Source organism: Blastococcus sp. MG754426 (assembly GCF_021699055.1).
GTDB lineage: Bacteria > Actinomycetota > Actinomycetes > Mycobacteriales > Geodermatophilaceae > Blastococcus.
Genome location: NZ_SSXC01000129.1, coordinates 1 through 6,148 on the forward strand (window position 1 = coordinate 1; position 6,148 = coordinate 6,148).

9 protein-coding genes are annotated in these 6,148 nt (G+C 78.0%); all 9 read left to right on the plus strand.

Annotation, left to right across the window (positions count from 1 at the left end; genetic code table 11):
• Positions 1 to 619 (plus strand): VWA domain-containing protein (locus E9549_RS22230; RefSeq protein ID WP_236828775.1); only part of this gene is annotated, 619 nt, incomplete at its 5' end.
• The gene (gene cobO, locus E9549_RS22235; protein ID WP_236828776.1) at positions 619 to 1,233 is read left to right on the plus strand and encodes a cob(I)yrinic acid a,c-diamide adenosyltransferase; all 615 of its coding nucleotides are present in this window, start codon (positions 619 to 621) and stop codon (positions 1,231 to 1,233) included. The genes E9549_RS22230 and cobO, both read left to right, overlap by 1 nt.
• Positions 1,230 to 2,615 carry a cobyrinate a,c-diamide synthase gene (locus E9549_RS22240; protein WP_236828778.1) on the plus strand — a complete coding sequence of 462 codons (1,386 nt, stop codon included), beginning with the start codon at positions 1,230 to 1,232 and terminating at the stop codon, positions 2,613 to 2,615. The genes cobO and E9549_RS22240 overlap by 4 nt, the downstream gene beginning before the upstream one ends.
• Positions 2,602 to 3,297, plus strand: a complete 696-nt coding sequence (locus tag E9549_RS22245; protein WP_236828779.1) for an energy-coupling factor ABC transporter permease — start codon at positions 2,602 to 2,604, stop codon at positions 3,295 to 3,297. Before E9549_RS22240 ends, E9549_RS22245 begins: the two co-directional genes overlap by 14 nt.
• A complete protein-coding gene (locus E9549_RS22250; RefSeq protein WP_236828780.1) occupies positions 3,294 to 3,605 on the plus strand; it encodes an energy-coupling factor ABC transporter substrate-binding protein in 312 nt (103 codons plus the stop codon). Before E9549_RS22245 ends, E9549_RS22250 begins: the two co-directional genes overlap by 4 nt.
• Positions 3,602 to 4,339: a cobalt ECF transporter T component CbiQ gene (gene cbiQ / locus E9549_RS22255; RefSeq protein WP_236828781.1), complete on the plus strand. Its 738-nt coding sequence runs from the start codon at positions 3,602 to 3,604 to the stop codon at positions 4,337 to 4,339. Before E9549_RS22250 ends, cbiQ begins: the two co-directional genes overlap by 4 nt.
• Complete coding sequence (locus tag E9549_RS22260; protein WP_236828782.1) at positions 4,336 to 5,181, plus strand: energy-coupling factor ABC transporter ATP-binding protein; 846 nt, start codon at positions 4,336 to 4,338, stop codon at positions 5,179 to 5,181. Before cbiQ ends, E9549_RS22260 begins: the two co-directional genes overlap by 4 nt.
• Positions 5,178 to 5,561 carry a cobalamin biosynthesis protein gene (locus E9549_RS22265; protein ID WP_236828783.1) on the plus strand — a complete coding sequence of 128 codons (384 nt, stop codon included), beginning with the start codon at positions 5,178 to 5,180 and terminating at the stop codon, positions 5,559 to 5,561. Before E9549_RS22260 ends, E9549_RS22265 begins: the two co-directional genes overlap by 4 nt.
• Positions 5,558 to 6,148 (plus strand): NAD(P)-dependent oxidoreductase (locus tag E9549_RS22270; RefSeq protein WP_236828784.1); only part of this gene is annotated, 591 nt, incomplete at its 3' end. The genes E9549_RS22265 and E9549_RS22270, both read left to right, overlap by 4 nt.

Below are 6,148 nucleotides of genomic sequence, written 5' to 3' on the forward strand. Positions count from 1 at the left end.
CCGCCGCGGACCGGGCCTGGTGGTGGAACGTGACGACCTCCGCCAGGCCGTGCTCGAGGGCCGCGAGGGCAACCTGGTGCTCTTCGTCGTCGACGCCAGCGGCTCCATGGGCGCCCGCTCGCGGATGGCCGCGGTGAAGGGCGCCGTCCTCTCGCTGCTGCTGGACGCCTACCAGCGCCGGGACAAGGTCGGCCTGATCACCTTCCGCGGCGACGCCGCAGAGCTCGCGCTCCCCCCGACCTGGTCGGTCGAGGCCGCCGCCGCGCGGCTCACCGGGCTGCCCACCGGCGGGCGCACCCCGCTGGCCGCCGGCCTGCTCGAGGCGCACCGCACGCTGGCGCGGGAGCGGGTGCGCGACCCGCGTCGCCGCCCGCTGCTGGTCGTCGTCACCGACGGCCGGGCCACCGGCGCGCGCGGCGGCGACCACCTGGGTGAGGCGCGCCGCGCCGCCGGCCTGCTCGCCGACGTCGCGGGCGTGGTCGTCGACTGCGAGTCCGGGCCGGTGCGGCTGGGCCTGGCGGCGTCGCTGGGTGCGGCGCTGGGCGCGCGGACGATGCGCCTGGAGGAGCTCGGCGCGGACCAGCTGGCCGGCGTCGTCCGCGACAGCAGGGCTGCCTGATGCCGCAGGGACGGGTGGAGGTCGTCCCCGCCGACGGGCTGACCACGAGGCAGCGCCGCAACCGGCCCCTGCTGGCCGTGCACACCGGCGAGATGAAGGGCAAGTCCACCGCCGCCTTCGGCATGGCGATGCGGGCGTGGAACCAGGGCTGGTCGATCGCGGTCTACCAGTTCGTCAAGAGCGCCAAGTGGAAGGTCGGCGAGGAGAACGCGCTGACCGCGCTGGGCAGGCTGCACGAGCAGACCGGCGAGGGCGGCCCGGTGGTCTGGCACAAGATGGGCAGCGGCTGGAGCTGGTCGCGCCGCCAGGGCACCGAGACCGACCACGCCGCCGACGCCGCCGAGGGCTGGGCGCAGATCAAGCGCGACCTCGCCGCGGAAGCACACCGCTTCTACGTGCTCGACGAGTTCACCTACCCGCTGAAGTGGGGCTGGGTGGACGTCGACGACGTCGTCGCGACGCTGACGGCGCGCCCCGGCAACCAGCACGTCGTCATCACCGGGCGGGACGCTCCCCCGGCGCTGGTCGAGGCCGCCGACCTGGTCGTGGAGATGACCAAGGTCAAGCACCCGATGGACGCCGGCCAGAAGGGCCAGCGGGGGATCGAGTGGTGACCCGCATCCCGCGGGTCGTCGTCGCGGCGCCGTCCTCCGACGCCGGCAAGACGTCGGTCACCACCGGCCTCGTCGCCGCGTTGACCGCCCGCGGGCTGACCGTGAGCCCGCACAAGGTCGGCCCCGACTACATCGACCCGGGCTACCACGGGCTCGCCGCCGGCCGGCCGGGCCGCAACCTCGACCCGTGGCTGGTCGGCGAGGAGCGGATCGCCCCGCTGCTGCTCCACGGCGCCCGCGGCGCCGACCTCGCCGTCGTCGAGGGCGTCATGGGCCTGTTCGACGGCGCCACCCACCCCACCGTCGAGCCCGGGTTCGCCTCCACCGCGCACGTCGCCGGCCTGCTGCGGGCACCGGTGGTCCTCGTGGTCGACGCGTCGTCGCAGGCCCGGTCGGTGGCCGCCCTGGTGCACGGCTTCGCCACCTTCGACCCCTCGGTCCGCCTGGGCGGGGTGATCCTCAACCGGGTCGGCAGCGACCGGCACGAGGCGATCCTGCGCGCGGCGCTCGGGGCCGCCGGGGTCCCGGTGCTCGGCGCGATCCGCCGGCTCGAGACGCTGCACACCCCCTCCCGCCACCTGGGCCTGGTGCCGGCGGCCGAGCGGTCGGCCGAGGCGGTGGCGACCGTGCGCCGGCTCGGCGAGGTGGTCGCCGACGGCGTCGACCTGACGGCCGTGCTGCGGCTGGCGGGCACCGCACCCGACGTCGCGGCGCAGCCCTGGGACCCGGCGGCAGAGGTCACCCCGACCGGCGGCCGCCCGCGGATCGCCGTCGCCGGCGGCCCGGCGTTCACCTTCGGCTACGCGGAGAACGCCGAACTGCTCGCCGCCGCCGGCGCCGAGGTGGTGACCGTCGACCCGCTGCGGGACGAGGCGCTGCCGGAGGGCACCGACGGGCTGGTCGTCGGTGGCGGCTTCCCCGAGGTCTACGCCGCGGAGCTCTCGGCCAACGAGACCCTGCGGGCCGACGTCGCCGCGCTCGCCGCCCGCGGCGCCCCGGTCGCCGCCGAGTGCGCGGGGCTGCTGTACCTGGCCCGCGAGCTCGACGGCGTGCCGATGTGCGGCGTGCTGGACGTGGCGACGGCGATGGCGCCCCGGCTGACCCTCGGCTACCGCGCCGCGGTCGCGACCACCGGCTCCGTGCTCGCCGCCGCCGGCACCCGGGTGCGCGGCCACGAGTTCCACCGCACGCACGCCGACCCACCGGCCGGCCCGTCGCCCGCCTGGCAGTGGGGCGCGACCGCCCGCGAGGGGTTCGTGCAGGGCGGCGTCCACGCCTCCTACCTGCACCTCAACTGGGCCGGCACCCCCGGGGTGGCCCAGCGCTTCGTCACCGCCTGCACCCCCGCCGTCCGATCGGAGACCGCCCGTGCACATCGCTGAGGGATTCCTGCCCGCCGGGCACGCGCTGGGCTGGACGCTCGCCGCCGCGCCCTTCGTCGCGCACGGTGCGCGCGCCGTGGTCAAGGAGGTGCGCGAGAACCCGGAGGCGACGCTGCTGCTCGGCGCGGCCGGCGCCTTCACCTTCGTGCTCAGCGCGATCAAGCTGCCCAGCGTCACCGGCAGCTCGAGCCACCCGACCGGCACCGGGCCCGGCGCGATCCTGTTCCGGCCACCGGTCATGGCGCTGCTCGGCACCGTGGTGCTGCTGTTCCAGGCGCTGCTGCTCGCGCACGGCGGCCTGACCACGCTCGGGGCCAACGCGTTCGCCTTCGCCGTCGTCGGGCCCTGGGCCGGGTACGGCGCCTACCGGCTGACCCGCGCGGCCGGCGCCGGGCTGCTGCCGGCGGTCTTCACCGGCGTCGCGCTGGCCGACCTCGCCACCTACGTCACCACCTCGCTGCAGCTCGCGCTGGCCTTCCCCGACGCGAGCACCGGGCTCGCCGGGGCGCTGGCCAAGTTCCTCGGCGTCTTCGCGGTCACGCAGATCCCGCTGGCGATCGGCGAGGGCCTCCTCGGCGTCCTGCTGTTCCGGGTGCTCACCGTCAACGCCCGCCCCGAGCTCGAACGGCTCGGGGTCCTGCAGCCCGCCGCCGTCCCCGCGACCACCGGAGGTGCCGCGTGACCCGCCGTGCGCTCGTCACCACCCTGCTCGTCGTCGTGGTCGTCGCGCTGTTCGCGATCCCGCTGCTGGTCGACGGCGGCGTCTCCGAGTACGGCGGCACCGACGCCGCGGTGACCGAGGAGCTCGAGGCCGACGGCTACACCCCCTGGTTCGACTCGGTGTTCGCCCCGGCCGGGGAGGTCGAGTCGGGCCTGTTCGCGCTGCAGGCGGCGCTCGGCGCCGGCGTGCTCGGCTACGTGCTGGGCCGGCTGCGCGGCCGGCGGGGAGCGACCGCACCGGACGCCGTGGCGGAGACCGACCGGCGGTGACGGGCCTGGCGGTCGACCAGGCGGCGTGGGGCAGCGCCTGGCGCGGGCGGTCGCCCGGCGACAAGCTGCTGCTCTGCGCCGGCCTCGTCGGCTGCGCGCTGCTCCTGCCCGCCTGGCCGGGCAGCGTCCTCGTCGGCCTGGCCGCCGTCGCGCTGGCGCTCGGTCCCGCCCGGGTGCCGGCCCGCACCTTCGGCCGGGCCATCCGCTGGCCGCTGGCGTTCATCGCGATCGGCGCGCTCACCGCGGTCGTCGCGGTCGGCGACGGCGGGATCGGCTGGGCCCCCGACGCCGCCGAGCGGGCCGGCTCGCTCGTGGGCCGCGCGGTGGCCGGCAGCGCCGCGGTGCTGCTCCTGGCCACCACCACCCCGATGTCGGACCTGCTGCCCGAGCTGCGCCGGCTGCGCGTGCCGGCGGCGGTGGTCGAGGTGGCCGGCGTGACCTACCGGCTGGTGTTCGTGCTGCTCGAGAGCCTCGGCACCATCCGCGAGGCGCAGGCCGCGCGCATGGGCTGGTCCTCCCCCCGCCGCTCCTACCGCTCGGCCGGGGTGCTCGCCGCCGCCGTGCTGACCCGGTCGTGGGACCGGGCGCGGCGCATGCAGGACGGGCTGGCCGGCCGCGGGATGGAGACCGGCCTCCGGGTGCTGCCCGACGCGCTGCCCTCCTCCCGGCCCTTCGTCGCGCTCGCGCTCGCCCTGCCGGCCGCGATCACCGCGCTCACCCTGGTGGCCCGGTGAGCCACCGGGCGCTCGCCGCCGCCGGCCTGGTCGCCGGGTACCCGGGCGCGGCACCGGTGCTCGACGGGGCGCGGCTCACCGTCCCCCCGGGCCGGCGGCTCGCGCTGCTGGGCGCCAACGGGTCGGGCAAGACGACGCTGCTGCGCTGCCTGTCCGGGGCGCTGCGCCCGGTCGCGGGCGCGGTCACCGTCGACGGGGCGCCGCTCCGGCACACCCGCCGCGGGCTGCGCGAGCACCGGCAGGTCGTGCAGCTGGTGCTCCAGGACCCCGACGACCAGCTCTTCAGCGCCTCGGTCGGGCAGGACGTCTCCTTCGGCCCGCTCAACCTGGGCCTGCCCGAGGAGGAGGTGCGGGCCCGCGTCGCCGAGGCGCTCGACCTGCTCGCCGTCACCCCGCTCGCCGCCCGCCCGACCCACCAGCTCTCCTACGGGGAGCGCAAGCGGGTCGCCATCGCCGGCGCGGTCGCCATGCGCCCCTGCGTGCTGCTGCTCGACGAGCCGACGGCGGGGCTCGACCCCACCGCCGTCGCCGACACCCTGGCCGCCCTCGCCCGCCTGCAGGAGCACGACGCCACGGTGGTCATGAGCACCCACGACGTCGACCTGGCGCTGCGCTGGGCCGACGAGGTCGCCGTCGTCGTGGACCGCACCGTGGTGCAGGGCCCCCCCGGCGAGGTCCTGGGCGACGGCGACCTGCTCGCTCGCGCCCGCCTGTCCCGCCCCTGGGCGCTGGAGGTCGGCGCCCGGCTGCGCGCGCTCGGCCTGCTCCCGGACGGGCCGCTCCCCCGCGACGCCACCGGGCTGCTGGCCGCCCTCCCCGACCGGCCCGGGGTGCCGACGTGAGGACCGTCGGCATCGGGCTGACCTCGGGCGTGAGCGCCGCCGAGGTGCTCGCCGCCGTCGACGCGGTGCTGCCCTCCCCCACCGGGCCGGTCCTGCTCGCCACGCTGGACAGGCGGACGCGTGAACCGGGCCTGGTGGGCGCCGCCGCCGAACGCGGCTGGCCGCTCACCGGACACCCGGCCGCGGTGCTGGCCGCCGTCCGCGTCCCCGCGCCGTCCGGCGCCGTCGCCCGTCGCGTCGGCACGCCGTCGGTCGCCGAGGCCGCCGCGCTGCTGACCGGCGGCGTGCTGGAGGTCGGCAAGACCGTGCACGGCCGGGTGACCGTCGCGGTCGCCCGAGCTTCCGACCCGACCCACCCGGACCACCAGGAGGAACCGTGACCGCCCACGACGCGCCGCACCCGGTCGGGCTGCGGCTGACTGGGCGGCGCGTGGTCGTCGTCGGCGGCGGGGCCGCCGCGCACCGCGGTGCGGCCGGCCTGCTCGCCGCGGGTGCCCGCGTGGTGGTGGTCAGCCCCGCGGTCACCCCGGCGCTGGAGTCGGCGGCCGCGGCCGGGCGGCTCTCGTGGTCGGCACGCCCCTACGCCCGCGGCGACCTCGCCGGGGCCTGGTTCGCCCTTGCGGCCACCGGCGACCCCGACGTCGACACCGCGGTGCTCGCCGACGCCGAACGGGAGCGGGTGTTCTGCGCCGGCCCCGACGGCTCGCCGGCGGCGACCGCCGACCTGCCGGTCACCGGGCGCGCCGGCGACCTGGTGGTGGCCGTGCACGGCGACGACCAGCGGACGGCGGCGGGCCTCCGCGACGGCGTCCTGACCGGGCTGGCCGACGGCAGCCTCGCGGTGCACCGGCGCGGGACCGGGACCGGTGGCAGCGTGGTGCTGGTCGGTGGCGGCCCCGGCGACCCCGGCCTGATCACCGTCCGCGGCCGCCAGGCCCTGGCCACCGCCGACGTCGTCGTCGCCGAC